General features: G+C 51.7%; 28 protein-coding genes and 1 riboswitch. Of the genes, 15 read left to right on the forward strand and 13 right to left on the reverse strand.

All coding sequences use genetic code 11. The annotated features are described in order from the left end of the window. Positions 1-67: 67 nt before the first annotated feature. Both tsaB and N0B36_RS06665 read right to left on the reverse strand, forming a co-directional pair. Positions 68-763 carry a tRNA (adenosine(37)-N6)-threonylcarbamoyltransferase complex dimerization subunit type 1 TsaB gene (gene tsaB / locus N0B36_RS06660; protein ID WP_259686217.1) on the reverse strand — a complete coding sequence of 232 codons (696 nt, stop codon included), beginning with the start codon at positions 761-763 and terminating at the stop codon, positions 68-70. Between the two features lie 58 nt (positions 764-821). Next, entirely contained in the window at positions 822-2,732 is a 1,911-nt protein-coding gene (locus tag N0B36_RS06665; RefSeq protein ID WP_047500616.1) for an ATP-dependent DNA helicase, read from the reverse strand. 141 nt (positions 2,733-2,873) lie between these two features. On the opposite strand from N0B36_RS06665, the gene N0B36_RS06670 reads away from it, so the two are divergent. After that, positions 2,874-3,218, forward strand: coding sequence for a RidA family protein (locus tag N0B36_RS06670; protein ID WP_016153387.1), 345 nt, complete (start codon positions 2,874-2,876; stop codon positions 3,216-3,218). Positions 3,219-3,224: 6 nt separating this feature from the next. Here the strand turns inward: N0B36_RS06670 and N0B36_RS06675 are convergent, their stop codons facing one another. Beyond that, the gene (locus N0B36_RS06675) at positions 3,225-3,404 is read right to left on the reverse strand and encodes a YoaH family protein (protein WP_016153388.1); all 180 of its coding nucleotides are present in this window, start codon (positions 3,402-3,404) and stop codon (positions 3,225-3,227) included. Positions 3,405-3,487: 83 nt separating this feature from the next. Between N0B36_RS06675 and pabB the strand changes: the two genes are divergently transcribed. From pabB to N0B36_RS06695, 4 genes are all read left to right on the forward strand, one after another. Next, positions 3,488-4,849, forward strand: coding sequence for an aminodeoxychorismate synthase component 1 (gene pabB / locus N0B36_RS06680; RefSeq protein WP_186336862.1), 1,362 nt, complete (start codon positions 3,488-3,490; stop codon positions 4,847-4,849). A gap of 3 nt (positions 4,850-4,852) precedes the next feature. Continuing rightward, the gene (locus tag N0B36_RS06685) at positions 4,853-5,431 is read left to right on the forward strand and encodes a CoA pyrophosphatase (protein ID WP_016153390.1); all 579 of its coding nucleotides are present in this window, start codon (positions 4,853-4,855) and stop codon (positions 5,429-5,431) included. Positions 5,432-5,614: 183 nt separating this feature from the next. Beyond that, entirely contained in the window at positions 5,615-6,979 is a 1,365-nt protein-coding gene (sdaA, locus tag N0B36_RS06690) for an L-serine ammonia-lyase (protein WP_016153391.1), read from the forward strand. Between the two features lie 130 nt (positions 6,980-7,109). Then, complete coding sequence (locus tag N0B36_RS06695; RefSeq protein WP_019076975.1) at positions 7,110-8,711, forward strand: EAL domain-containing protein; 1,602 nt, start codon at positions 7,110-7,112, stop codon at positions 8,709-8,711. Between the two features lie 6 nt (positions 8,712-8,717). Here N0B36_RS06695 and yoaE read toward each other — a convergent pair whose 3' ends face one another. Both yoaE and N0B36_RS24430 read right to left on the reverse strand, forming a co-directional pair. Then, entirely contained in the window at positions 8,718-10,277 is a 1,560-nt protein-coding gene (gene yoaE, locus N0B36_RS06700; RefSeq protein ID WP_016153393.1) for a CNNM family cation transport protein YoaE, read from the reverse strand. After that, complete coding sequence (locus tag N0B36_RS24430) at positions 10,265-10,474, reverse strand: protein YoaL (protein ID WP_049040522.1); 210 nt, start codon at positions 10,472-10,474, stop codon at positions 10,265-10,267. The genes yoaE and N0B36_RS24430 overlap by 13 nt, the downstream gene beginning before the upstream one ends. Positions 10,475-10,736: 262 nt before the next feature. Between N0B36_RS24430 and manX the strand changes: the two genes are divergently transcribed. The 5 genes from manX to mntP all read left to right on the forward strand — a co-directional run bounded on the left by manX (position 10,737) and on the right by mntP (position 14,941). Beyond that, positions 10,737-11,699 (forward strand): PTS mannose transporter subunit IIAB, encoded by a 963-nt coding sequence (gene manX, locus N0B36_RS06705; protein WP_047416602.1) that lies wholly within the window; start codon positions 10,737-10,739, stop codon positions 11,697-11,699. A 58-nt stretch (positions 11,700-11,757) separates the two neighbouring features. Further along, positions 11,758-12,558 (forward strand): PTS mannose transporter subunit IIC, encoded by an 801-nt coding sequence (gene manY, locus N0B36_RS06710; protein ID WP_016153395.1) that lies wholly within the window; start codon positions 11,758-11,760, stop codon positions 12,556-12,558. Between the two features lie 12 nt (positions 12,559-12,570). Next, positions 12,571-13,422, forward strand: coding sequence for a PTS mannose transporter subunit IID (locus N0B36_RS06715; protein ID WP_016153396.1), 852 nt, complete (start codon positions 12,571-12,573; stop codon positions 13,420-13,422). Between the two features lie 60 nt (positions 13,423-13,482). Continuing rightward, positions 13,483-13,941: a DUF986 family protein gene (locus N0B36_RS06720; RefSeq protein ID WP_016153397.1), complete on the forward strand. Its 459-nt coding sequence runs from the start codon at positions 13,483-13,485 to the stop codon at positions 13,939-13,941. Positions 13,942-14,139: 198 nt separating this feature from the next. Then, a riboswitch (yybP-ykoY riboswitch) is annotated at positions 14,140-14,244 on the forward strand. A 130-nt stretch (positions 14,245-14,374) separates the two neighbouring features. Continuing rightward, on the forward strand, positions 14,375-14,941 hold the full coding sequence (gene mntP / locus N0B36_RS06725) for a manganese efflux pump MntP (RefSeq protein WP_016153398.1): 567 nt from the start codon (positions 14,375-14,377) through the stop codon (positions 14,939-14,941). On the opposite strand, the gene rlmA is transcribed toward mntP, so the two are convergent. From rlmA to mgrB, 6 genes are all read right to left on the reverse strand, one after another. Continuing rightward, positions 14,938-15,747 carry a 23S rRNA (guanine(745)-N(1))-methyltransferase gene (rlmA, locus tag N0B36_RS06730; protein WP_259686218.1) on the reverse strand — a complete coding sequence of 270 codons (810 nt, stop codon included), beginning with the start codon at positions 15,745-15,747 and terminating at the stop codon, positions 14,938-14,940. The two genes, mntP and rlmA, sit on opposite strands and share 4 nt — an antisense overlap. Before the next feature lie 63 nt (positions 15,748-15,810). After that, entirely contained in the window at positions 15,811-17,556 is a 1,746-nt protein-coding gene (gene ftsI / locus N0B36_RS06735; protein ID WP_259686219.1) for a peptidoglycan glycosyltransferase FtsI, read from the reverse strand. 219 nt (positions 17,557-17,775) lie between these two features. Then, positions 17,776-17,985: a transcription antiterminator/RNA stability regulator CspE gene (gene cspE / locus N0B36_RS06740; protein WP_001062678.1), complete on the reverse strand. Its 210-nt coding sequence runs from the start codon at positions 17,983-17,985 to the stop codon at positions 17,776-17,778. Positions 17,986-17,997: 12 nt separating this feature from the next. Further along, on the reverse strand, positions 17,998-18,141 hold the full coding sequence (locus N0B36_RS06745) for a DUF2627 domain-containing protein (protein WP_006684179.1): 144 nt from the start codon (positions 18,139-18,141) through the stop codon (positions 17,998-18,000). 636 nt (positions 18,142-18,777) lie between these two features. Next, entirely contained in the window at positions 18,778-19,062 is a 285-nt protein-coding gene (locus tag N0B36_RS06750) for a YebO family protein (RefSeq protein WP_016156797.1), read from the reverse strand. Positions 19,063-19,136: 74 nt separating this feature from the next. Beyond that, positions 19,137-19,280 (reverse strand): PhoP/PhoQ regulator MgrB, encoded by a 144-nt coding sequence (mgrB, locus tag N0B36_RS06755; RefSeq protein WP_016153402.1) that lies wholly within the window; start codon positions 19,278-19,280, stop codon positions 19,137-19,139. Positions 19,281-19,444: 164 nt separating this feature from the next. Between mgrB and N0B36_RS06760 the strand changes: the two genes are divergently transcribed. Continuing rightward, entirely contained in the window at positions 19,445-19,684 is a 240-nt protein-coding gene (locus tag N0B36_RS06760) for a YobH family protein (protein WP_016153403.1), read from the forward strand. A gap of 113 nt (positions 19,685-19,797) precedes the next feature. On the opposite strand, the gene kdgR is transcribed toward N0B36_RS06760, so the two are convergent. After that, positions 19,798-20,589: a DNA-binding transcriptional regulator KdgR gene (gene kdgR / locus N0B36_RS06765; RefSeq protein ID WP_003833778.1), complete on the reverse strand. Its 792-nt coding sequence runs from the start codon at positions 20,587-20,589 to the stop codon at positions 19,798-19,800. Positions 20,590-20,763: 174 nt separating this feature from the next. Between kdgR and N0B36_RS06770 the strand changes: the two genes are divergently transcribed. Next, positions 20,764-22,137 (forward strand): MFS transporter, encoded by a 1,374-nt coding sequence (locus N0B36_RS06770; RefSeq protein ID WP_047500603.1) that lies wholly within the window; start codon positions 20,764-20,766, stop codon positions 22,135-22,137. Between the two features lie 50 nt (positions 22,138-22,187). On the opposite strand, the gene icd is transcribed toward N0B36_RS06770, so the two are convergent. After that, a complete protein-coding gene (gene icd / locus N0B36_RS06775) occupies positions 22,188-23,438 on the reverse strand; it encodes an NADP-dependent isocitrate dehydrogenase (protein ID WP_003841892.1) in 1,251 nt (416 codons plus the stop codon). Positions 23,439-23,640: 202 nt separating this feature from the next. Between icd and rluE the strand changes: the two genes are divergently transcribed. The 3 genes from rluE to mnmA are packed head-to-tail and all read left to right on the forward strand — an operon-like array spanning position 23,641 to position 25,899. Further along, a complete protein-coding gene (rluE, locus tag N0B36_RS06780) occupies positions 23,641-24,264 on the forward strand; it encodes a 23S rRNA pseudouridine(2457) synthase RluE (RefSeq protein ID WP_259686221.1) in 624 nt (207 codons plus the stop codon). Positions 24,265-24,277: 13 nt separating this feature from the next. Then, on the forward strand, positions 24,278-24,739 hold the full coding sequence (locus tag N0B36_RS06785; RefSeq protein WP_016153407.1) for an NUDIX hydrolase: 462 nt from the start codon (positions 24,278-24,280) through the stop codon (positions 24,737-24,739). Between the two features lie 53 nt (positions 24,740-24,792). Next, positions 24,793-25,899, forward strand: coding sequence for a tRNA 2-thiouridine(34) synthase MnmA (gene mnmA, locus N0B36_RS06790; protein WP_003832402.1), 1,107 nt, complete (start codon positions 24,793-24,795; stop codon positions 25,897-25,899). Positions 25,900-25,929 lie beyond the last annotated feature (30 nt).

The raw sequence follows: 25,929 nt of genomic DNA on the forward strand, positions 1-25,929 counted from the left end.
CCCCGACCAATTCACCATGCTGCGCACTGACGGCTGTGCGAATTGACCAGGGATGTACTACTAAGATTCATTCTTTACCGGGAAGTTTCTTCCATGCCACGGTGTTACGTAAATAAACCGGTTCCGCATGTTCAACCGCCACGGTCTTACCGGCAGCCAGCATTTGCGTGGCAACAGGCAGCATATCTTCAGCCGCCGGAAGCAAAACGTCGCCATCGCTCAGCGTCAGACCGCTGTCTTTACCGAGCTCAGGCCAGGCAGGCCAGCCTGTTCCGACCGTTACCCACTCGCCAGACAGTTGCAGTAAACGCGCATGCACCTGCTCGGGGGTTAGCACCGCTTCGGTTTCTTCACCGTGCCAGTTGCCGTGCTCATCACGCAGGTATTCGGCCCAATAGACTTCGCCCATTCGCGCGTCGATCGCGGCCAGTACGCGGGTCGCGCCCGACTTACGCCAGGCTCCCTGCGCCATTGTTGCCAGGGTGGAAATGCCGATCATCGGTAAATTCGCGCCTAACGCCAGCCCCTGAGCAATGCCAATCCCAATACGTACACCGGTGAAACTGCCAGGACCGCGACCAAACGCCAGAGCGTCGATATCGGTTAACGTGAGACCGCCAGCGGCCAGGATTTCCTCGACCATTGGTAAAATTCGTTGGGTGTGTTCTCGTGGGCAAAGCTCGAAATGAGCCTTGGTAGTACCGTCATTCCACAGGGCAACAGAGCACGCCTCTGTGGCGGTATCGATAGCCAGAATTCGCATGGGTGTTTGTGATCAGGTCAATAAATTTGGCGCGCATCTTACCACACTCCGTAACAAATTACTCAGTCGTTGGTATGGCAAGAAAACGAACAGCGCGAGCAATATCACGCGTCCGCGGCGCAGGCGGAAGGCTTGCCAGGAAAGTGGCACCATAAGGTCGCATCACCAGACGGTTGTCGCAAATCACCAGCACCCCGCGGTCGTCGGCGTCACGAATCAGACGCCCCACGCCCTGTTTCAGGGTGATTACCGCATCCGGCAACTGAACGTCTTCAAACGGATCGCCGCCGCGCAAACGGCAGTCCTCCATCCTCGCTTTTAACAGCGGATCGTCCGGCGAGGTGAACGGCAGTTTATCAATAATCACCAGCGACAACGTATCGCCACGCACGTCCACCCCTTCCCAGAAGCTGCTGGTGGCAACCAGTAACGCATTACCTGCGCTGACAAACTGCTGTAACAGTTGCCCTTTACTGGTTTCGCCCTGCAGCAGCACGGGAAGGGTCATGGTGGCGCGGAATTGTTCCGCCAGATCGCGCATCATCGCGTGCGAGGTACACAGCATAAAGCAGCGACCGTTGTTCGCTTCGATAATGGGACGCAGCATGGATGCCAGCTGACGCGCCGCTCCCGGTTGGTTGGTTTGCGGGAGATTACGCGGCACGCACAGCAGCGCCTGGCGGGTGTAATCAAATGGGCTTGGCAGCAGCATCGACTCGGCATCTTCAATACCCAGCCGCGCGGTGAAATGATGAAGATCATCGTTTACCGACAGCGTCGCGGAGGTAAAAATCCAGCAGCCCGGCTTCTGGTCCATCACTTCTTTGAATTTATCCGCCACCGTGAGCGGCGTCAGCGCAAGGGTGAAATGGCGCGAGGTGCATTCATACCAGTAGCTGAAACCTGGCTGGTTGATCTCTTTCAGGCGCTTCAGACGAGTACGGTAAAGCGTGGCACGTTCAAACGCGGCATCCAGCAAAGCGGAACGTCCGAGAGACAGTTTCGCCACGTCGTAACACAGCTCCAGCGTGTCATCGAGCAACAAAAACGCGCGCTGAACGCGCGGGTCGGCCAGCAGTTCCCGCAAGTTTCCTCGATAGCCCGGCTCGCCCAGCTGCAGGCGGAAGTCCTGCGCGCTTTGCGCCAGTCGGTCGGCGCATTTTTGAAGCTGCTGAGTGTCTTTCAGCTCGGTGCGATAGGCAATGGTGATGTCTTTCGCCAGATCCAGCAGTTGGCGACTGGAGAGCGATTGACCAAAATACTGGCTGGCGATATCCGGTAACTGATGCGCTTCATCGAAGATCATCACTTCAGCTTCCGGGATCAGCTCGCCAAACCCACTCTCTTTCACCACCATATCAGCGAGAAACAGATGGTGGTTTACCACGACGACATCCGCATCCATCGCCTTCTTGCGCGCTTTAACGACAAAGCACTCTTTGTACAGCGGGCAGTCGCTCCCAAGGCAATTATCATTTGTGCTCGTCACCAGCGGCCAGGCCTGAGAGTCTTCCGCCACGCTGACGCAGGTGCTGATGTCTCCATCAAGGGTTTGATTTGACCAGGAGCGTAGCAGAATGACGTCACTTAAAGTCTGTACCGGCAGGTCACCGCCCGCCAGCGCCTGTTGTTCGAGACGCTCAAGACACAGATAGTTTGAACGCCCTTTCAGTAGCGCCAGTTTACCCGTGAATTCCAGAGCCTTCGCTACTGTGGGTAAATCGCGGCTGTATAGCTGATCCTGCAACGCCTTCGAGCCCGTGGAGACGATCACTTTCTTTCCGGCACGCAGCGCGGGGGCAAGATAAGCGTAGGTTTTACCTGTTCCTGTTCCGGCTTCGACAACAAGCGGCTGTGATTTTTCGATAGCATGGCTGACGGCGAAGGCCATCTGCCGCTGTGGTTCACGCGGTTTAAAACCGGGTATCGCTTTAGCCAACTGACCGTCTGCTGCAAAATCGTCCGTCACACTGCCCCCTGTTCATTTGAACAGGGATTATGTCAGGCCAGCGGCTCTTTCGCCAGTTGAAGAGGTGACGTGGACACAACATTATGGCAGTCTTGGCGCAACCCGAAGCCATTATGAAAAAACGTAAATGAGGAATGATTTATGACGATTGTGCGCATTGATGCCGAAGCGCGTTGGTCCGACGTGGTTATCCACAACAACACGTTGTATTACACCGGCGTACCGGAAAATCTGGATGCCGACGCCTTTGAGCAAACGGCAAATACGCTGGCGCAAATTGATGCGGTGCTGGAAAAACAGGGCAGCAGCAAGTCACGTATTCTTGATGCCACCCTGTTCCTGGCGGACAAAAATGATTTTGCCGCCATGAACAAAGCCTGGGACGCATGGGTTGTTGCTGGTCACGCGCCGGTACGTTGTACCGTTCAGGCCGGGTTAATGAACCCGAAATACAAAGTTGAAATTAAGATTATCGCTGCGGTATAAGCGGCGTTATTCGTCTTCATCTTCAAAACGCGCCACGATCCGCTCGCCGGTATGGCTGGCGCGTAATTCAGCAGCCACTTTCGTAATCGCCTCGCCACTGCTCATCCCCTGGGATATCAGTTCATGAATGCGTTCAACCGCCTGTTGCTGCTGATCGTGCGTGAGTGAAGGTAAACCTGCAATCATGGTGAACTCCTGCTAAATTATTAGCGCTAATTATTTCATGCTACCCGGCACATAGCCAGTGAAGTAGCAACGAGTCAGGACTGATGAAGACGTTATCTCCCGCTGTAATCACACTCCCCTGGCGTCTGGACGCCGCTGAGCACTATTTTGCCACATTAAGCCACCAGCCCTGGGCAATGCTTTTGCATTCAGGCCACGCCGACCATCCGCATAATCGCTTTGATATTCTGGTCGCCGACCCCATTACCACGCTGGTCACACATGCAGAAGAGACCGTTGTGCATGACCATCACGGCACTATGCAAACGGTTGATGATCCTATGACGGTTTTACGTTCGGCGCTGACATCGCTGACTATTCAGCCCGATTATAATCCCGATTTTCCCTTCCAGGGAGGCGCATTGGGTCTGTTCGGTTATGACTTAGGCCGTCGTTTTGAATCTCTGCCAACGGAAGCCGAACAGGATATCACGCTACCGGACATGGCGGTTGGCATTTACGATTGGGCGCTGATTGTCGATCATCAGTTGCAAAGGGTGTCGCTACTTAGCCACTCCGATGTACAGGCACGACGCCGTTGGCTGGAAAATCAACAGATACCCGTGCGCGAACCGTTTTCGTTAACATCCTCGTGGCAGTCCAACATGACCCGCGCGCAGTATGGTGAAAAGTTCCGTCAGGTGCAGCGTTATCTGCACAGCGGCGATTGCTATCAGGTCAATCTTGCCCAGCGTTTTCAGGCGCATTATCAAGGAGATGAGTGGTTGGCGTTTGTACGTCTCAACCATGCGAACCGCGCCCCGTTCAGTGCGTTTATACGTCTTGAGGAAGGGGCGATTCTCAGCCTTTCACCTGAACGTTTTATTCTGCTGGAAAACCAGCACATCCAGACGCGCCCGATTAAAGGCACGCTGCCCAGACTTGAAGATGCCGATGCCGATCGTCTGCAGGCTCAATCACTGGCGAACTCCCCAAAGGATCAGGCGGAAAACCTGATGATCGTCGATTTAATGCGTAATGATATCGGCCGCGTTGCCGAACCCGGTTCGGTACAGGTTCCGGAACTGTTCGTTGTCGAACCGTTCCCTGCCGTTCATCATTTGGTCAGCACCATTACTGCGCGTCTGCCAGAATCATTGCACGCCACTGACCTGCTGCGCGCCGCCTTCCCCGGCGGCTCTATTACCGGTGCGCCAAAAGTGCGGGCAATGGAAATTATTGACGAACTGGAACCGCAAAGACGCAACGCCTGGTGCGGTAGCATTGGCTATCTGAGCTTTTGCGGCAATATGGATACCAGCATCACCATTCGCACGCTGACAGCCACCAACGGACGCATTTATTGTTCCGCTGGCGGTGGCATTGTGGCGGACAGCCAGGAAGATGCGGAGTATCAGGAAACATTTGATAAAGTGAATCGTATTTTGCACCAACTGGAGAACTGACACGTGGAATACAGCAGCCTGACGCTTGATGATTTTTTATCGCGCTTTCAACTCCTGCGCCCGCAGGTTAATCATACTGCGTTAAACCAGCGTCAGGCCGCCGTACTGATCCCCGTCGTGCGTCGTGCACAGCCGGGGTTACTGTTAACTCAGCGTTCCGTTCATCTGCGCAAGCACGCCGGACAGGTCGCCTTTCCCGGCGGCGCGGTGGATAGCAGCGATGCCTCGTTAATTGCCGCCGCCCTTCGCGAAGCGCAGGAAGAAGTGGCGATCCCACCATCCTGCGTGGAGGTGATTGGCGTTCTGCCGCCGGTGGACAGCGTGACCGGTTTCCAGGTCACGCCGGTGGTAGGCATTATCCCGCCAAATTTGCCATATCGCGCAAGTGTTGATGAAGTTTCCGCCGTGTTTGAAATGCCGCTGGCACAAGCCCTGCATTTAGGTCGTTATCATCCGCTGGATATCTACCGTCGCGGCGATTCACATCGTGTATGGCTTTCCTGGTATGAGCAATATTTCGTCTGGGGAATGACCGCCGGAATAATTCGTGAGCTGGCGCTGCAAATTGGCGTCAAGCCCTGACTATACTTATCTTTACGCACACCATAGACAACTTGAAACTCAGGTCACAACATTAGTAAAACCGCGGTTATCTATTAGTTTAATTCATGTGAATAGTTAAGCCGATCGCCGCGTTCCCTCTTACACTATGCGCAGTTATAACATCGTTACTGGAAACCCCAGTCGCCCTGTAGGAGTATTATCGTGATTAGTCTATTCGACATGTTTAAGGTGGGGATTGGTCCCTCATCTTCCCATACCGTAGGGCCTATGAAGGCGGGTAAACAGTTCGTCGATGACCTGGTCGAAAAAGGATTACTGGACAGCGTTACTCGTGTCGCCGTCGACGTGTATGGTTCACTGTCGCTCACGGGTAAAGGTCACCATACCGATATCGCCATTATTATGGGTCTGGCGGGCAATGAGCCTGCTACCGTAGATATTGACAGCATCCCCGGATTTATCCGCGACGTTGAAACGCGTGGACGCCTGCTGCTTGCGCAGGGCCAACACGAAGTGGATTTCCCGCAGAATGACGGAATGCGTTTTCACAACGGCAACCTGCCGCTGCATGAAAACGGAATGCAGATCCACGCGTACAGTGGCGAAACCGTCATTTACAGCAAAACCTACTACTCTATCGGCGGTGGATTCATCGTTGATGAAGAACATTTTGGTCAGGATGCCGCGGGCGAGGTCAGTGTGCCTTATCCGTTCAAATCCGCCACTGAAATGCTGGAATACTGCAACAGCACCGGCCTGTCTCTCTCTGGCATGGCGATGCAGAACGAACTTGCTCTGCACAGTAAAAAAGAGATTGAAGAGTACTTTGGTAACGTCTGGCAAACCATGCAGGCTTGTATCGATCGTGGTATGAACACCGAAGGCGTGCTGCCGGGTCCGCTGCGCGTTCCTCGTCGTGCTTCAGCCCTGCGTCGTATGCTGGTTTCCAGCGATAAGCTGTCCAACGATCCGATGAACGTGATCGACTGGGTGAACATGTTCGCGCTGGCCGTTAACGAAGAAAACGCCGCGGGTGGTCGCGTAGTTACTGCGCCAACCAACGGTGCCTGCGGTATCGTGCCTGCGGTACTGGCCTATTACGATCATTTCATCGAGTCCGTTAGCCCGGATATCTATACCCGTTATTTCCTGGCGGCCGGCGCGATTGGCGCGTTGTATAAAATGAACGCGTCTATCTCTGGTGCAGAAGTGGGTTGTCAGGGTGAAGTGGGCGTAGCCTGTTCCATGGCTGCCGCGGGTCTGGCTGAACTGTTAGGCGCGAGCCCTGAGCAGGTGTGTGTTGCTGCTGAAATCGGCATGGAACATAACCTCGGCTTAACCTGCGATCCGGTGGCGGGACAGGTACAGGTTCCGTGCATCGAACGTAATGCCATTGCGTCAGTGAAGGCGATCAACGCTGCGCGTATGGCAATGCGCCGTACCAGCGCTCCGCGCGTCTCGCTGGATAAAGTCATTGAGACCATGTACGAAACAGGTAAAGACATGAACGCCAAATACCGTGAAACGTCACGCGGTGGCCTGGCAATCAAAGTTCAATGTGACTAATACTTATTTTTCGCCCATCTGCGACGGATGGGCGAATTTGCCCCCTCTCCCTCGTCTGGCGTAATTTTCCCCACTACACTTGCTCTGTTGCTGTTGGCTACTGTGACCAACGGCTTATCGGGCGGCCCGCATGCAAACAGCGCAAAGGATCATCAAGAACTATCGCCGGAATCGCTTAATCGTCTGCACACTATGTGCACTACTGACGCTCATTCTCACATTAACTGTCCGATTTATTTCGGAGCGTAATTTAAATCATCGCAATACCGTTACCTTTGCCAACCACGCCGTTGAAGAGTTGGATGACGTGCTTTTGCCCCTACAGACCGGACGCGATGTACTGCTACCGCTGATTGGGCTTCCCTGCTCAGTCGCGCGTTTACCTCTGAGTAAGCATGCAGCCAGACTGCAAACGGTACGTTCTATCAGCCTGATTCAGAGCGGGGTCCTTTATTGTTCCAGCATTTTTGGCTATCGCAATGTGCCTATTCGCCAACTGGAGCCTGAATTACCCAGTCGGGAGCCGCAATTGCTGCTGTCTACCGACCATTCGTTGATTAAGGGCAGTCCGATCCTGACGCAATGGTATCCAGCATCTGCCGATGGTTCAGATGGCGTGCTGGAAATCGTGAATATTGATTTATTATCGTCCATGTTGCTTGAACCCCAGCCACCGCAAATTACCCATGCCAGCTTAACCGTCGGTAATCGCCATTTGCTATATGGACAGGGTGTTGTCGATACGCTACCTGAACTGGATAATGAAAAACGCTACCAGCTCTCATCGCAACATTTCCCCTTTACTATCAGCGTCACCGGTCCGGGTGCCAGCGAACTGGCTATAAAACATCTACCAACACAACTGCCGCTGGCGGTGATCCTAAGTTTTTTAGTGGGCTACCTGGCATGGCTGGCGACCGCCAGCAGAATGAGCTTCTCCTGGGAGATAAATCTGGCCCTTGCTGCACGGGAATTCGAGCTGTTTTGCCAGCCGCTACTTAATGCGCAAACCCAGCAATGTATGGGAGTGGAAATCCTTTTACGCTGGAATAACCCGCGCCAGGGTTGGATCTCTCCCGAAGTGTTTATTCCCATCGCAGAGGAGCACAACCTGATTGTGCCGCTTACCCGTCATGTCATCGCAGAAACCATTCAGCAACGGCACGTATTCCCGATGAGCAGCCAGTTTCATATTGGGATAAATGTTGCCGCCAGCCATTTTCGTAACGGTACGCTGCTAAAAGATCTCAACCAGTACTGGTTCAGCCAGCACCCTATTCAGCAGTTGGTTATCGAACTCACCGAGCGCGATGCGTTACTGGATGTGGATTATCGGGTCGTGCGCGAGTTAAATCGGCTTGGCGTAAAGCTGGCAATTGACGATTTCGGCACCGGCAACAGCTCGCTCTCCTGGCTGGAAAAGCTTCGCCCGGATGTGCTGAAGATAGATAAATCATTTACCTCGGCAATCGGGACAGACGCCGTGAACTCAACCGTCACAGACATCATTATCGCTTTGGGGAAAAAACTGAATATCGAACTGGTGGCGGAAGGCGTTGAAACACAGGCGCAGGCACAGCATTTACGCCGACACGGCGTACATTTATTGCAAGGCTTTTTGTATGCAAAGCCGATGCCGCTGCGCGATTTTCCCAAATGGCTGGCGGGCAGCACGCCGCCGCCCGCCCGGCATAACGGGCGACACAGTATGCACGTTATGCCGTTTCGCTAACCCCGCTTACTCGTCTTCGTCGTGAGCGGGTTGTTCTTTAACAATGCGAACTAAATCCACACGATAGTCATTGGCTTCGACAATCGTAATGCTCAACGGTGCAACATCGATAACATCACCTACGCGTGGAATATGGCCGTTAGCAGCAATGACTAAACCTGCCACCGTGGCGATGTCTTCATCTTCATTCACTAACGTATCCACGTCCAGCGCCTGTTGCAACGCATGCAGATCGGTACCACCTTTCACCAACCAACCGCCTGCATCAGCAATAATTTCAGGCGTTTCATCGGCATCCGGGAATTCACCGGCAATAGCTTCTAATACGTCCAACGGCGTGACCAGACCCTGGACTACACCAAACTCGTTAGTGACGATAACAAAGCTGCCGCGGGCGCGTCGCAGAACACCTAACAGATTGATAGGATCCAGCGTTTCCGGGACAATAATAGCCGGAGACGCAGAGGCAATGGCCGCCACATCCACACCGTCTTCCAGCGCGACCAGCAGCTCTTTAGCACGCACAATACCGATGATTTCATCCAGTTCGCCACGACACACCGGGAACAGGCTGTGTGGTGACGAGAGCAATTGCTCGCGAATTTCCTCCACGCTCAGGTCTGCATCAACCCAGCTAATTTCGCCACGAGGCGTCATAATGCCGCGTAATGAACGCGACGCCAGAGAAAGGACGCCGTTGATCATATAGCGTTCTTCTTCCACAAATGCGCCTTCCGGGACGGGAACCGGCACCGGGTTGTCGGATTCCATCTGCGCGCTGGCCTGACTTTTACCCCCCATCAGACGCAGGATTGCATCGGCAGTGCGCGCACGCAGCGGCAGCGTCGACTGGTGGCGAATAAAGTTCCGACGGGCAATCTGGTTAAACAACTCAATGATGATTGAGAAGCCAATCGCCGCATACAGATAGCCTTTCGGAATATGGAAGCCAAACCCTTCGGCAACCAGACTCAGACCGATCATTAACAGGAAGCTCAGACACAGCACCACCACCGTCGGATGTTGGTTCACAAATCGTGTCAGCGGCTTAGAAGCCAGCAGCATCACGGCCATAGCAATCACGACCGCCGCCATCATCACCGGCAGATGGTTGACCATACCGACCGCCGTAATAACGGCATCCAGCGAGAACACCGCGTCGAGGATGACAATCTGCGTCACAACAACCCAAAAACTCGCATACCCTTTTGCCTGGCCGGTATCATGTTCACGGTTTTCCAGCCGCTCATGCAGCTCTGTCGTGGCCTTGAACAAGAGGAAAATCCCCCCCAGCAGCATGATCAGATCGCGCCCCGAGAACGAGTAGTCCATTACCGTAAATAGCGGCTTAGTAAGCGTCACCATCCACGAAATCACGGACAACAAGCCCAGGCGCATAACCAGTGCCAGTGACAAACCGATTAAACGCGCTTTATCTCGCTGTTTTGGCGGCAGCTTATCAGCCAGGATCGCAATGAAGACCAGGTTATCAATACCCAGAACAATTTCGAGAACGACAAGCGTGAGCAAACCCACCCAAATCTGCGGGTCCATTAATAATTCCATGACAAGCTCCTGCTTAAGGAATGACCAAACTGCGCGCTGAGGATCTCAGGCGTTGAAGCGATATGCAGAGAAAATTTGTGGCAAAAAGTGCCAATCTGACAGGCTTGATACGGCCTGATAGTGAAATGACGTCGGTGACGATCCATATGGTGAGCTACTGCCCTATACTCCTGAGTAATTAAACCGATGCTAAACATAACAGAGACAACCGTTTTTTAGCAAAGATTTACCTTCCTTTGCAATAAGTTGTTTCGGAGATATTTTACCCTTCGAAATTTCTTTTTATCGGAAGTTAAATTACGGATCTTCATCACATAAAATATTTTTTTCGATATCTAAAATAATTCACGAAAATAATAGGTTTTTCTTTGTAACCCTTATCTGAATCGATTCGATTGCGGACGACGATTCAAATACATCTTCACGTTGATGTGTTAACGATAATAAAGGAGGTAGCAAGTGACCATTGCTATTGTAATAGGCACACATGGTTGGGCTGCAGAGCAGTTACTTAAGACAGCAGAAATGCTGTTAGGCGAGCAGGAAAACGTCGGCTGGATCGATTTCGTTCCAGGCGAAAATGCCGAAACGCTGATTGAAAAGTACAACGCTCAGTTGGCAAAACTCGATACCAGTAAAGGCGTGCTGTTTCTCGTTGACACATGGGGAGGCAGCCCGTTTAACGCTGCGAGCCGCATTGTCGTCGATAAAGAGCATTACGAAGTCATCGCCGGTGTGAACATTCCCATGCTGGTTGAAACCTTCATGGCGCGTGATGACAACCCCAGCTTCGATGAATTAGTAGCACTGGCCGTTGAAACCGGTAGCGAAGGCGTGAAAGCGCTGAAAGCAAAACCGGTGGAGAAAGCCGCTCCAGCCCCAGTCGCGGCGCCAAAAGCAGCAGTTCCCGCCAAACCGATGGGTCCGAACGATTATATGCAGATCGGCCTGGCGCGTATTGATGACCGCTTAATCCATGGTCAGGTAGCAACTCGCTGGACCAAAGAAACCAACGTAACACGCATTATCGTCGTCAGTGATGAAGTTGCCGCCGATACCGTGCGTAAAACGCTGCTGACCCAGGTTGCACCTCCGGGTGTGACGGCGCATGTGGTTGATGTCGCGAAAATGATCCGCGTCTACAACAACCCGAAATATGCAGGTGAGCGTGTGATGCTGTTGTTTACCAACCCGACCGACGTAGAACGTATCGTTGAAGGTGGTGTGAAAATTACCTCTGTAAACATTGGCGGTATGGCTTTCCGTCAGGGTAAAACGCAGGTAAACAACGCAATTTCTGTCGATGAAAAAGACATCGAAGCCTTCAAGAAACTCAACGAACGCGGTATTGAGCTCGAGGCTCGTAAGGTTTCTACCGATCAGAAACTGAAAATGATGGATTTGATTGCCAAGGTGAAATAACGCCCTGGCATTTACTTAGTTTTCACACTTAAGTCTGTATAGCAATAGGAGAAGTACAATGGAGATTACCACTCTTCAGATTGTGCTGGTGTTCATCGTCGCATGTATCGCGGGTATGGAGTCGGTACTCGATGAATTTCAGTTCCACCGTCCGTTGGTGGCCTGTACGCTGATTGGTGCCGTTCTCGGTGATATGAAAACCGGTATCATCATCGGTGGTACCCTGGAAATGATCGCCCTGGGCTGGATGAACATCGGTGCTGCGGTTGCACCTGATGCCGCACTGGCCTCAATTATCTCTACCGTTCTGGTTATCGCGGGTCACCAAAGCATTGGTGCAGGTATCGCGCTGGCTATCCCACTGGCAGCAGCAGGCCAGGTACTGACCATCATCGTCCGTACTATCACCGTAGCATTCCAGCACGCAGCGGATAAGGCGGCAGAAAACGGTAACCTGACGGCGATCTCCTGGCTGCACGTATCCTCCCTGTTCCTGCAGGCTATGCGTATCGCTATCCCGGCGGTAATCGTGGCGATTTCTGTTGGTACCAGTGAAGTTCAGAGCATGCTTAATGCCATTCCGGAAGTTGTGACCGGCGGTCTGAACATCGCAGGGGGTATGATCGTAGTGGTTGGTTATGCGATGGTCATCAACATGATGCGCGCAGGCTACCTGATGCCATTCTTCTACCTCGGCTTCGTCACCGCGGCATTTACTAACTTCAACCTGGTTGCTCTGGGTGTGATTGGCGCAGTAATGGCTATCCTCTACATTCAGCTGAGCCCGAAATATAACCGCGTAGCCGGTGCACCTGCTGCTGCGGCTGGCAATAACGATCTCGATAACGAACTGGACTAGCAGGTGAGCGAAATGGTTGATATGACTAAAACTACCACCGAGAAAAAACTCACTCCGAGTGACATTCGTGGCGTGTTCCTTCGTTCTAACCTGTTTCAGGGTTCCTGGAACTTCGAACGTATGCAGGCGCTGGGTTTCTGTTTCTCCATGGTGCCGGCTATCCGCCGCTTGTACCCGGAAAACAACGACGCTCGTAAGCAGGCTATTAAGCGTCACCTGGAATTCTTTAATACCCATCCGTACGTAGCGGCCCCCGTATTGGGCGTTACGCTGGCGATGGAAGAGCAGCGTGCAAACGGCGCAGAGATTGACGATGGTGCCATCAACGGTATCAAAGTTGGTCTGATGGGACCGCTTGCAGGCGTGGGCGACCCGATCTTCTGGGGTACCGTACGTCCGGTATTCGCCGCACTTGGCGCAGGTATCGCGATGAGCGGCAGTCTGCTTGGACCACTGCTGTTCTTCATCCTGTTTAACCTGGTTCGCCTGGCAACCCGTTACTACGGTGTGGCATACGGCTACCGTAAAGGTATCGATATCGTTAAAGATATGGGCGGCGGCTTCCTGCAGAAACTGACTGAGGGGGCGTCAATCCTCGGCCTGTTTGTCATGGGGGCATTGGTTAATAAGTGGACGCACGTAAACATCCCGTTGGTGGTTTCCACCATCACCGGTCAGGATGGTCAGACTCGTGTCACCACTGTGCAGACTATCCTTGACCAGCTGATGCCGGGTCTGGTTCCTCTGCTGTTGACTTTCGCCTGTATGTGGCTGCTGCGTAAAAAAGTGAACCCGCTGTGGATCATCGTTGGCTTCTTCGTCATCGGTATCGCGGGCTACGCTGTCGGACTGCTCGGCCTGTAAGACTGTTGTACACCGCCGGGGGCTTGCCCCCGGTTTTTCTATTTAGAGGGTTGAGGATTCATGACTATCACGGACCTGGTGCTGGTTCTTTTTATCTTTTCGCTGCTGGCGTATGCCATTTACGATCAGTTCATCATGCCCCGCCGTAATGGCCCTACTCTGCTGTCTGTCGCCCTGCTTCCTCGTAGCAGAGTCGACAGCGTTATTTTCCTTGGCTTGATTGCTATTCTTATCTACAACAACATCACCAGCCACGGCGCGCAATTTACCACATGGTTATTATGTGCACTGGTATTGATGGGACTGTATCTGTTCTGGATCCGTACGCCAAAAATCATCTTCAAACAGAAAGGCTTTTTTTTCGCCAATGTCTGGATTGAATATAACCGGATTAAAGAGATGAATTTATCTGAAGACGGTGTCCTGGTGATGCAATTAGAACATCGAAGATTACTGATTCGCGTACGGAATATAGACGATCTCGAAAACATATATAAACTTTTAATTTCAAATCAGTAAGTTACAAATATAGCCTGAACTATGTTTTTTATATATCCATTCAAAAATAAACATAGCTAAGGCTATATCCCACTGCTCATAATGTTATTTATTTTAACGTTTTATTTATAAATAAATCTAAATGAAAATCGTTTTCAATTAGAGGCCAAATATTATTTCTGCGTTTCTTGTTTTATATTCTCAAAATATGTTAAGGTTGCACCCGTCGTTGGGGAGTAGCCGATTTCCAGACTCCGGAAATGTACGTGTCAACATACTCGTTGAAAAACGTGGCGCGTACGGACTGATCTTACAGGTTCAGTCAGGCGAGACCATAGGCACATCAACTGCAATGCATACCTGAATGGCGCTGTATTTACAGTGATTCCAGCCTGTATGCATGGTTACTGGGGGCAGTGATGTGTGTTATGGATACCCCGGTCAGGACGCTGTTATGAATCTCACCGCTACTGTTCTTCTTGCTTTCGGCATGTCGATGGATGCTTTCGCTGCATCAATTGGCAAAGGCGCCACCCTGCATAAACCCAAATTTTCTGAAGCACTGCGCACCGGCCTTATTTTCGGCGCCGTTGAAACGCTTACGCCGCTCATTGGCTGGGGCATGGGTATGCTTGCCAGCAAATTTGTACTGGAGTGGAACCATTGGATCGCCTTCATTCTGCTGATCTTTTTAGGCGGACGAATGATAATAGAAGGCTTTCGCGACGACGGGGATGAAGATGAAGAGCCACAGCGCCGCCATGGCTTCTGGCTGCTGGTCACCACCGCCATTGCAACCAGTCTCGACGCAATGGCCGTCGGGGTGGGTCTGGCTTTCCTGCAGGTCAACATTATTGCCACAGCGCTGGCCATCGGCTGCGCCACGTTGATTATGTCTACGCTCGGCATGATGATCGGTCGTTTCATTGGCCCGATGCTGGGCAAGCGAGCTGAAATTTTGGGCGGGGTGGTACTGATAGGTATTGGCGCCCAGATCCTCTGGGCACACTTCCACGGTTAATTCAGGCGCTGCCAGATATGAATACTAAAGTCTGTCTGGCAGTCAAACGTCGTTTTTCCGGCTAACGTTTCCCACACTTCCGGCTTTGCCCGCCAGGCGAACGGCGTCATTTGCAGTAACGCAACGGCCTCGCTACCTTTGAGCTGCATCTGATACCCCAGCGCAAGACTCTCTTGCAGAACAAAACCGTCCAGTTGCTCAGTGTGTGGCGCATGCAAACGCACCTCATCATAAATCAGCCCTTTCAGCTCCATTAAATGACGCGGACCCGGCGTGGCGGTAATAACCCAGCCACCCAGTTTGACCACGCGAGCCAGCTCCGGCGCTTTACAGGGCGCATAGATCCGGATGATGGCATCCATTGACTCGTCGGCAAACGGCAGACGATGGCTGGAGGCAACGCAAAAGATCACCTGCGGATAACGTCGGGCTGCGGCCTTAATCGCCACTTTAGAAACGTCAAGACCAAAGGTTGTACAGCCCGTCAGCGCATCGGCAAACGCATGGGTGTAATACCCTTCCCCACAGCCAATATCCAGGATCGCCGCATCTTCTGAACTCAACCTCTGGGTGAGCGCATCCACAATTGCATCGCGCAGCGGCTGATAGTGTCCGGCATCGAGAAATGCCCGGCGCGCCTGCATCATCTCCGCGCTATCACCCGGATCGCGCGAGCGTTTGTGCTGAACCGGCAGTAAGTTGACATACCCTTCTTTCGCCACGTCAAACTGGTGCCGCCCAGGGCAGACAAAACTGTTATTCGCTTGAGTAAGAGGCTGGTGGCAAAGAGGACAGGAAAACGACATGACAACTCCGGCAGGTGACTTAAGGGCGCAAGTGTAACGCGAATTGCGCCCTGGGAAAATAACTTACAGCGACGGCGAGGATACGTTGCTGCCGTGCAATACCAGCAGATGATCGGAGCCGGGAGGCATACCGTCCGGCTTTACGTTTTCAAGACGCAGGACATCGCCCATTATCTGGCTGAATACCGGCGCGGAGACTGCCCCCCCATAATAAGCACCGTTTTGCGGGTTATTTATAACCACAACCAGCGCGAACTTTGGGGCGCTTGCTGGCGCAACGCCCGCCGTATAGGCCACATATTTATCGACATATTTGCCGTCATCGCCAATTTTCTTTGCCGTTCCGGTCTTAACCGCGACGCGATAATCTCTGACCGCGGCCTTGGTTCCCCCGCCGCCGGGTAGCGCGACGCTTTCCATCATATGTTCAACCTGGTGAACCAACGCCTCCGGCATCACTCGCGTACCGATTACCGGCGGATCGATACGCGTAATAGAAAGGGGTCGATAGATACCAAAACTGCCGATGGTGGCATAGACATGCGCCAGTTGGAGCGGCGTCACCATTAATCCATAGCCAAATGCGAAGGTCGCCCGGTCCAGATCGCTCCAGTAGCGGCGTTGAGGCATTAATCCGCGACTTTCCCCGGTTAAACCCAGTCCGGTTGGATCGCCAAAGCCAAAGCTTTTATAGGTATTCAGTAATTTCTGTACCGGCATCGCCAGCGAAAGGTGTGACACGCCGGTATCGCTCGATTTCTGCAAAATCCCGGTCAGCGATAGCTCCGGGTAAAATCCGACGTCGCGGATGCGATGTCCATCAACAATAAAAGGATGAGTATCAATCACGCTGTCAGGCTGTACTATCCCCTGCTGCAGAGCGGTCATAATCACCAGGGGTTTTACGGTTGAACCGGGTTCAAAGGTATCGCTAATTGCACGATTACGAAAATCATCCAGTACCGCGCCATCACGGTTATTGGGATTGAAATCGGGAAAGCTTGCCATGGAGAGTATTTCGCCGGTGGCAATGTTGACCAGCACTGCGGCCCCTGATTCCGCTTTATTCCATGTCACGGCATTGTCCAGCGCGTCTTCAGTAACCGTCTGCAAGCGCTCATCAATGCTGAGCTGTAATTCATGCGCAGGCACCGGCATCACTTCCGTAATATTTTCGATGACATGGCCAAATTTGTCTTTCCGTACCAGGCGGGAGCCAGGTTTGCCCATCAACTGGCTATTGAAGCTTTTCTCCAGCCCTTCAATCCCCTGACCGTCAATGTTGGTGAAACCAATCAGATTGGCCGCAACATGTCCGGCAGGATAAAAGCGGCGGGACTCTTCACGCAGGTTGATTCCCGGCAGATCCAGTTTGTCGACCCATTCTGCCTGCTGAGGAGAGATCTGGCGCGCCAGATAGATAAACCGCCCGGCTGGATTGCTGTTAACGCGTTCAGCCAGCGTGCTGAGAGAAATATGCAGCGTCTTCGCTAACGCCTGCCAACGTTCGTTATAGCCAACGCCACCCTTGCTGATAATCGTCTTCGGATCGGCCCAGACGGCGTTAACCGGAACGCTTACCGCCAGCGGTCGCCCTTCTCTGTCGGTTATCATTCCGCGTGGCGAAGCGATGGACACCTCGCGTAAGGAACGCATGTCTTCCTGTTTTACCAGATTCGTCGGCGTGACAATTTGCAACCACGCAACCCGCCCCAGCAGCAATCCAAGGCTCAATAATATTGCCACACAAAGCAGGGCAAAACGTACGGGAGTAAAATTGCGCGCATCGCCGTCGTTTTTCTTTTTCACCCGATCTCCAACAAGATAGTTTTTCAGGTGTCTGATTTAACGGGAAATGCCGCAAGAAAGCGGGGAAAACTATGCTACGAACATCACGCCTTTGCAACAAAGCGCTAATGGATGGGCATTCAGTAATATTTTGACGTAATTTGAATTAAAAAGCCCCGCATAAGCGAGGCTTTATATCTGAGATGGATGCGCAAAAGCGCTTCAAATCAGTGGTGTCGATCAGATAGCTGTTACGTTAACAGCAGCCGGACCTTTCTGGCCGTCCTGAATTTCGAACTCAACGTTCTGGCCTTCAGCCAGAGTTTTGAAGCCGTTACCCTGGATAGCGGAGAAGTGTACGAACACGTCTTTGCTGCCATCAGCCGGAGTAATGAAACCAAAACCTTTAGACTCGTTGAACCACTTAACTTGACCTTTAATCTTTGCCATTTGCAAAATTCCTTAGAGTATTTTCTTCGCCCGCGGGCATAACATAGATAAAACTGAGACATTACTGCTTGAGGCACTAATATAAGGTTCGGCAGAGAAGCGGTATTCAACGTCAACGTGTTTACTCAGGACTTCTTTACTGAAAATGCCACACATAAACAGAACTGTACCTCGTTTAACCCAAAACGTGTTATCACATACAACGTTAATAATGGCAAGCCATTTTTAAACGTGTCTCGATCGGTCGCACAAATCCCATCGTCCATCAAACAGCAACTGCACAGTTATGCGCCAGGTCGAGTAGAATTATATTCTCACCTCTCTCCCCTATCCCCGCCTGACTTGCGCCATAGCTGGGATATTTCTACCATAGCTCAATAGCTTCAGTTGTTCCAGGTTATCTGTTACGGGTTCTGCCAGATATCATTTTTTATGCTTAGTAATGCATAAAATGTCACAAGCGTAAAAATGAGATCCGCCTTCTGGTTTTGCACCAAAATAATGAAAGAATGATGACAAGGCACAAAAAAAGTAAGAGAAACGTTTCGCTGTTAATAAAACGATCGTTATCACAAAAATGACATAATCATATTTTTTACGTATGGAAGATTATATTTATATCAGACTGGGGATAAGATATTAATTAGTCGGAGCATCTGAAAATACTGAGAATAGATGACTGCCCGGCCGCCAATTACACGACGGGGACAGAAGAAAATAATCTGACACGCTGACGACAGGATGAAGCAACTGAGAACAACAACAGCCTTTCCTCATCCTGCCATACCTTTTTTACCGCTCAGCTACCAGGCGGATGATGTCATCGTCTTCATCCTTAATGGGCAGTGCAGTAGGCTCTGCTGCTTTCTCGGGTTCGTTAGCTTCGCAAAGGCGACGTAACAAAGCGTTCTGTCTTTTTTGCTGATCTAACAATGCCTCAAGCAGCTCAATCTGCTCGTTAGTACGCGAACTTGCCCGATTGATAAAAAACCAAAGAACAAGCCCAACAATCAGAACCACCACCGATACCGCTAAAGACGCAAAACTCAACGCGCCAGAATTCAAAACTTCGTTCATTTTACCACCTCAATGTAGACAGTGTAGTTTACCACTGCCGCACAAGAAGGTAATCAACTGTTGCGAAAATGCGCTTACCAGGGAATAAATTTATTGAAGGCACAAATACCGCTGAAAAATTGTACGTCCTGATCGCACATGATGTTGAACACCTGCGCCCACATCAGTATGCATACCAGTACAACAACAATCAGCACTACCCAGCGAATTTTTTTCACTCCAGCTCCACTCTTCAACTCCACATCTTATGTCTATAAATTATCATGCGTTACCTAAACCCAGCGTTAACTGTATAGGCATTCAATCTTTTTAGGAATGATTGACTTGTTTCATACCGTGTACAGGCTAATCTAATAACAATGAGAAAAGATAAGAGGTTGTAATGCGTCTGATTATCCGCGCTATTGTGTTGTTAGCTCTGGTTTGGATCGGTTTATTATTGAGCGGCTATGGAATTTTGATTGGAAGTAAGGAGAATGCTGCCGGTCTGGGTCTGCAATGCCAATATCTGACTGCCCGTGGAACCAGCACGGCACAGTACGTCCACACCAGTAGCGGTATCATTGGCCTGTCGGATTGTCCCCTGTTAAGGAAAAGCACGGTCATTATCGATAACGGCTAATAATGCAACATTACATTCGATACGTTATTTACGCCAGGTAACGTTATGACTGTTCATAAAAACCCCCAGGTACAAAATACCTGGGGGTTTTTAACATTCGCGATTACGTCAGATTAGAACGGATAGTCGTTATAGCCCATTTGTTCTGAAATCTTGCGCGCTGCCGTATGCAGCATTGCCACATACTCGTGTAAACGCTCTTCTGAGAAACGCAGCGTTGGGAATGAAATACTCAACCCCGCAATAACCACGCCGAAACGGTCAAACACCGGTACGCCGATGCAGCGCAGGCCTTCTTCCTGTTCTTCGTTATCTTCGCCGTAACCCTGCTCACGTACTTTATCCAGCAGTACCAGTAATTCATCAGTATTCGTAATGGTACGATCGGTGCTGCGTTTGTACTCAATGCCATCCAGAATCTGCTTCACTTCATCGCGGTCACGCCATGCCAGCAGAACTTTACCGATAGCCGTACTGTACAGCGGATTACGACGACCAACGCGGGAATACATGCGCAGATTGTACATAGAGTCGATTTTGTGAATGTAGACGATGCTGTCTTCATCCAGCGCACCGAGGTGTACTGTCTCTTTGGTCAGGCGCGAAAGTTCGCGCATCTGAATGTCAGCGCTACGGATAAGATCGACGTTTTGCAACGCGCGCGCGCCCAGCTCGAATAATTTCAGGGTCAGTGAGTATTTCTCTGACTCCCCTTCCTGTGCCACATAACCCAGCGTTTTCATGGTCTGCAAAAAGCGATAAACGGTGCTTTTCGACATCATGACGCGTTGCGACAACTCGGTAATACCAATTTCGCGCTCTTCACCCAGCGCCTGCAGAATGCCAAAAACTTTCAGCACGGAAGATACAGAATCGGGTTGCTTATCCAGATCTGCGATTGCCATTTATCACCCCTTTCGAGTGTTTTATAAAAATCAGAACCGGTTTTTATTATAATTTCACGTACCAACCCTCGCAATCGCTCTTTGCTCACTTAGTTACAAATCTGCGACCTAACACCTGAATATCAATGCTAAAATTAATACTCTCATCATAAATTCCACAAATATCGACTTTCTATGGAAAAAATTCAGGCCGATGGTCTGCCATTGCCCCAGCGATATGGCGCAATTTTAACCATTGTTATTGGCATTTCTATGGCAGTACTCGACGGTGCAATAGCGAACGTGGCCCTGCCAACTATCGCCGCCGATCTTCAGGCCTCACCTGCCAGCTCAATCTGGATTGTGAACGCCTATCAAATCGCGATCGTCGTTTCGCTCCTGTCCCTCTCTTTTTTAGGCGATATGTTCGGTTACCGCCGCATTTATAAGTGTGGCCTGGTCGTGTTCCTGCTTGCATCGCTATTTTGTGCCTTGTCAGATTCGTTGCACATGCTGACGCTGGCTCGCGTCGCCCAGGGTTTTGGCGGTGCGGCGCTAATGAGCGTGAATACGGCATTGATCCGACTTATTTATCCCCAGCGTCAGCTTGGGCGGGGGATGGGGATTAACTCCTTTATCGTCGCAGTCTCCTCGGCTGCGGGTCCGACCATTGCCGCAGCAATTCTTTCTATTGCCTCCTGGAAATGGCTGTTTCTGATTAACGTCCCGCTGGGAATAGTCGCCCTGTTGCTGGCGATGCGCTTTTTGCCGCCCAATGCGTCCCGCGGCACTAAACCACGCTTTGACCTGCCCAGTGCGGTAATGAATGCCTTAACGTTTGGCTTGTTAATTACGGCGCTCAGCGGCTTTGCACAAGGACAGTCGCTAAAACTGATTGGTGCCGAGCTTGTGGCGCTTATGGTGGTAGGTTTTTTCTTTATCCGACGCCAGCTCGCGCTGGAGGTGCCGTTACTGCCGGTTGACCTGTTACGCATTCCACTGTTTTCACTCTCGATTTGTACCTCGATATGTTCATTCTGCGCACAAATGCTGGCATTGGTTTCCCTGCCCTTCTTTATGCAAACGGTGCTCGGACGCAGCGAGGTCGAAACAGGCCTGCTGTTGACGCCATGGCCGCTGGCAACCATGGTGATGGCGCCGCTGGCGGGATATCTGATTGAACGCGTTCACGCCGGGCTGTTGGGCGCACTGGGCATGGCGTTGATGGCCAGCGGGTTGTTTTCGCTGGTGCTGCTGCCCGTTTCCCCCTCCGATTTTAATATCATCTGGCCGATGATTCTGTGCGGCGCAGGCTTTGGCTTGTTCCAGTCCCCAAATAATCACACCATCATCACCTCCGCACCGCGTGAACGCAGCGGTGGGGCGAGCGGTATGCTGGGGACGGCGCGCTTGCTGGGTCAGAGTACCGGGGCCGCACTGGTCGCGCTGATGCTAAACCAGTTTGGCGACAGTGGAACGCACGTCTCGCTGATAGCCGCAGGCATTCTGGCCTCGCTGGCAGCAATTGTGAGTGGTTTACGCATTACGCAACCACGAGTTCAGGCATAAAAAAAACGGGAACCTCTCGGTTCCCGTTTTCACACAACCCAGTATCTGGATTACATGTTTTCGATGATTGCGTCACCAAACTCTGAACATTTCAGCAGCTTAGCGCCATCCATCAGACGTTCGAAGTCATAGGTTACGGTCTTGGCGTTGATTGCGCCTTCCATACCTTTAACAATTAAGTCAGCCGCTTCGGTCCAACCCATGTGGCGCAGCATCATTTCAGCGGACAGAATAATGGAACCTGGGTTCACTTTATCCTGACCTGCATACTTCGGTGCAGTACCGTGGGTTGCTTCGAACAGCGCACATTCGTCACCGATGTTCGCGCCCGGCGCGATACCAATACCACCAACCTGTGCGGCCAGCGCATCGGAGATGTAGTCGCCGTTCAGGTTCATACAGGCAATCACATCATATTCAGCCGGACGCAGCAGGATCTGTTGCAGGAACGCATCGGCGATAACATCCTTAACCACGATCTCTTTACCGGTTTTCGGGTTCTTGATTTTCACCCACGGACCGCCGTCGATCAGTTCACCACCGAATTCTTCACGCGCTAACTGGTAACCCCAGTCTTTGAACGCGCCTTCGGTGAATTTCATGATGTTACCTTTGTGTACCAGGGTAACAGAATCACGATCGTTAGCGATGGCGTATTCGATCGCCGCACGAACCAGACGTTTAGTCCCTTCTTCAGAACACGGTTTGATACCAATACCGCAATGCTCCGGGAAGCGGATTTTCTTCACGCCCATCTCTTCGCGCAGGAATTTAATCACTTTCTCGGCATCTGCAGAGTCCGCTTTCCATTCGATACCTGCGTAGATATCTTCGGAGTTTTCACGGAAGATGACCATGTCGGTCAGTTCAGGGTGCTTAACCGGGCTAGGCGTGCCCTGGTAATAACGCACCGGGCGCAGGCAGACATACAGGTCAAGTTCCTGACGCAGGGCAACGTTCAGAGAGCGAATACCGCCGCCAACTGGGGTGGTCAGTGGGCCTTTGATGGCAACACGATATTCACGAATCAGATCAAGGGTTTCAGCAGGCAGCCAGACGTCCTGGCCATAAACCTGAGTGGATTTCTCGCCGGTGTAGATTTCCATCCAGGAGATTTTACGCTCGCCTTTATAGGCTTTCTCGACAGCAGCATCGACAACTTTGATCATCGGTGGGGTTACATCAACGCCGATACCGTCGCCTTCAATGAACGGGATAATCGGATTTTCAGGAACGTTGAGTTTGCCGTTTTGCAGGGTGATCTTCTTACCTTCCGCCGGAACAACTACTTTGCTTTCCATTCACCTCTCCTTCGAGCGCTTCTGGTTCTGCTCGTCTGTCATCGCGCTGCATGTGCGTTTGCGTCCTGCTGCACGAATGCGTTAGAGCAATTTTTTGTTAATGTTTTGTAATGAGCATGTCAATACTACCCTAATGTTCGTCGCCATGAAAGACACTCGTTCTTAGGCTATAATGCGGCAATTGATATAATCTGAAAATACCATGCAAAAAACTTCTTTTAGAAATCACCGGGTTGAGCGATTCAGCTCACGACAAGTCACCAGGCAGCGTAAAGAAAACCAGCCAAAACGCGTGGTTTTGTTCAATAAACCCTACGATGTTTTGCCACAATTTACTGACGAGGCGGGCAGAAGCACGTTAAAAGATTTTATTCCCGTGCCGGGAATTTATGCTGCGGGCCGACTCGACAGGGACAGCGAAGGACTTTTGGTGCTGACCAATGACGGCGCGCTGCAGGCGCGGTTAACGCAACCCGGCAAGCGTACGGGGAAAATCTATTACGTCCAGGTCGAAGGCGAGCCGACAGCAGAAGCGCTGGATGCGCTGCGTACCGGGGTGACGCTCAATGATGGTCCCACGCTGCCCGCAGGTATTCAAATAGTAGAGGAACCCACCTGGCTGTGGCCGAGAAATCCGCCTATTCGGGAACGGAAAAATATCCCCACCAGTTGGCTGAAAGTTACTTTATATGAAGGCCGTAACCGCCAGGTTCGTCGTATGACAGCGCATGTTGGATTCCCGACGCTGCGCCTCATCCGCTATGCCATGGGAGATTACACGCTGGAAAATCTCGCCAACGGTCAATGGCGGGATGCAACTAACTGAATAAGGAACAGGTATGTTCAAACCGCACGTCACGGTCGCCTGCATTGTGCATGCAGAAGATAAGTTCTTAGTCGTTGAGGAAACAATCAATGGCAAAGCCCTGTGGAATCAACCTGCAGGACATCTGGAAGCGGATGAAACCCTGGTGCAAGCCGCCGCTCGCGAACTGTGGGAAGAGACGGGCATCAAAGCGCAGCCGCAGCACTTCATCCGGATGCATCAATGGATTGCGCCGGACAAAACGCCCTTTTTACGTTTTCTGTTTTCTATCGAGCTTGCCAATATGTGCGCTACTGAACCTCATGACAGCGATATAGATTGCTGTCGCTGGGTCAGCGCAGAAGAGGTTCTCTCAGCGCCAAATCTGCGTTCGCCGTTGGTTGCGGAGAGTATTCGTTGCTATCAGAGCGGACAGCGCTACCCGCTGGCGATGATCGGCGAATTTAACTGGCCGTTTACAGAGGGTGTCAAGTAAGGGGCTGCGTGCTAGAATATGCCGCCTTGAAGTTCAATGTCGTGAGTATTCCTATGTCTGAAAGCCCAAAAAAAGTGATCGTCGGCATGTCCGGCGGTGTCGATTCCTCCGTTTCTGCCTGGCTGTTGCAACAACAGGGTTATCAGGTAGAAGGCCTGTTCATGAAGAACTGGGAAGAGGACGATGGCGAGGAATATTGCACAGCGGCCGCCGATCTTGCGGATGCGCAGGCTGTCTGTGACAAACTCGGCATTGAACTGCATACCGTCAACTTTGCCGCAGAATACTGGGACAACGTCTTTGAACTGTTCCTTGAAGAGTACAAAGCGGGCCGTACGCCAAACCCCGATATTCTCTGCAATAAAGAAATCAAGTTTAAAGCCTTCCTCGAGTTTGCCGCCGAAGATTTAGGTGCCGATTATATCGCCACCGGTCACTACGTGCGCCGCGCCGACGTCGACGGCAAAAGCCGCCTGCTGCGTGGACTCGATGGCAATAAAGACCAGAGCTATTTCCTCTACACGCTCGGTCATGAACAAATCGCGCAAAGCCTGTTCCCGGTCGGCGAACTGGAAAAACCGCAGGTGCGTAAAATTGCCGAAGATCTCGGTCTGATTACGGCCAAGAAAAAAGACTCAACCGGTATCTGCTTCATCGGCGAACGTAAGTTCCGCGAGTTTCTCGGTCGTTACCTGCCGGCTCAGCCTGGCAAAATCATCACCGTTGATGGCGAAGAGATTGGCCAACATCAGGGGCTGATGTACCACACGCTGGGTCAGCGTAAAGGTCTGGGCATTGGCGGGACGAAAGAAGGCACGGAAGATCCGTGGTACGTGGTGGATAAAGACGTCGAGAACAACATTCTGGTTGTTGCTCAGGGTCATGAACACCCGCGTCTGATGTCCGTTGGCCTGGTGGCGCAACAGCTGCACTGGGTCGATCGCGAACCGTTCACCGGCACAATGCGCTGCACAGTGAAAACCCGCTATCGTCAGACCGACATTCCGTGCACCGTTAAGGCGCTGGATGCTGAGCGTATTGAAGTCATTTTCGACGAGCCAGTCGCGGCGGTAACGCCGGGTCAGTCGGCTGTCTTTTACAATGGCGAAGTGTGCCTCGGCGGCGGCATTATCGAACAACGATTGCCTCTGCCGGTATAATTACTTACACATCTAATACAAGGAAGCAGT

Source organism: Citrobacter sp. XY323, from assembly GCF_025106035.1.
GTDB lineage: Bacteria > Pseudomonadota > Gammaproteobacteria > Enterobacterales > Enterobacteriaceae > Citrobacter > Citrobacter braakii.

What these genes read in the sequence shown, in the direction of transcription:
- cspE (WP_001062678.1), bottom strand. Translation starts at nt 17,985, where the DNA reads ATGGCAAAGATTAAAGGTCAAGTTAAGTGGTTCAACGAGTCTAAAGGT.
- N0B36_RS06785 (WP_016153407.1), top strand. Translation starts at nt 24,278, where the DNA reads ATGTTCAAACCGCACGTCACGGTCGCCTGCATTGTGCATGCAGAAGAT.
- kdgR (WP_003833778.1), bottom strand. Translation starts at nt 20,589, where the DNA reads ATGGCAATCGCAGATCTGGATAAGCAACCCGATTCTGTATCTTCCGTG.
- rlmA (WP_259686218.1), bottom strand. Translation starts at nt 15,747, where the DNA reads ATGTCGTTTTCCTGTCCTCTTTGCCACCAGCCTCTTACTCAAGCGAAT.
- manY (WP_016153395.1), top strand. Translation starts at nt 11,758, where the DNA reads ATGGAGATTACCACTCTTCAGATTGTGCTGGTGTTCATCGTCGCATGT.
- tsaB (WP_259686217.1), bottom strand. Translation starts at nt 763, where the DNA reads ATGCGAATTCTGGCTATCGATACCGCCACAGAGGCGTGCTCTGTTGCC.
- N0B36_RS06750 (WP_016156797.1), bottom strand. Translation starts at nt 19,062, where the DNA reads ATGAACGAAGTTTTGAATTCTGGCGCGTTGAGTTTTGCGTCTTTAGCG.
- yoaE (WP_016153393.1), bottom strand. Translation starts at nt 10,277, where the DNA reads ATGGAATTATTAATGGACCCGCAGATTTGGGTGGGTTTGCTCACGCTT.
- N0B36_RS06760 (WP_016153403.1), top strand. Translation starts at nt 19,445, where the DNA reads ATGCGTCTGATTATCCGCGCTATTGTGTTGTTAGCTCTGGTTTGGATC.
- N0B36_RS06675 (WP_016153388.1), bottom strand. Translation starts at nt 3,404, where the DNA reads ATGATTGCAGGTTTACCTTCACTCACGCACGATCAGCAGCAACAGGCG.
- mnmA (WP_003832402.1), top strand. Translation starts at nt 24,793, where the DNA reads ATGTCTGAAAGCCCAAAAAAAGTGATCGTCGGCATGTCCGGCGGTGTC.
- N0B36_RS06715 (WP_016153396.1), top strand. Translation starts at nt 12,571, where the DNA reads ATGGTTGATATGACTAAAACTACCACCGAGAAAAAACTCACTCCGAGT.
- rluE (WP_259686221.1), top strand. Translation starts at nt 23,641, where the DNA reads ATGCAAAAAACTTCTTTTAGAAATCACCGGGTTGAGCGATTCAGCTCA.
- icd (WP_003841892.1), bottom strand. Translation starts at nt 23,438, where the DNA reads ATGGAAAGCAAAGTAGTTGTTCCGGCGGAAGGTAAGAAGATCACCCTG.
- pabB (WP_186336862.1), top strand. Translation starts at nt 3,488, where the DNA reads ATGAAGACGTTATCTCCCGCTGTAATCACACTCCCCTGGCGTCTGGAC.
- N0B36_RS06670 (WP_016153387.1), top strand. Translation starts at nt 2,874, where the DNA reads ATGACGATTGTGCGCATTGATGCCGAAGCGCGTTGGTCCGACGTGGTT.
- N0B36_RS06695 (WP_019076975.1), top strand. Translation starts at nt 7,110, where the DNA reads ATGCAAACAGCGCAAAGGATCATCAAGAACTATCGCCGGAATCGCTTA.
- N0B36_RS06770 (WP_047500603.1), top strand. Translation starts at nt 20,764, where the DNA reads ATGGAAAAAATTCAGGCCGATGGTCTGCCATTGCCCCAGCGATATGGC.
- N0B36_RS06720 (WP_016153397.1), top strand. Translation starts at nt 13,483, where the DNA reads ATGACTATCACGGACCTGGTGCTGGTTCTTTTTATCTTTTCGCTGCTG.
- N0B36_RS06745 (WP_006684179.1), bottom strand. Translation starts at nt 18,141, where the DNA reads ATGTGTGGCATTTTCAGTAAAGAAGTCCTGAGTAAACACGTTGACGTT.
- N0B36_RS24430 (WP_049040522.1), bottom strand. Translation starts at nt 10,474, where the DNA reads ATGTTTAGCATCGGTTTAATTACTCAGGAGTATAGGGCAGTAGCTCAC.
- mntP (WP_016153398.1), top strand. Translation starts at nt 14,375, where the DNA reads ATGAATCTCACCGCTACTGTTCTTCTTGCTTTCGGCATGTCGATGGAT.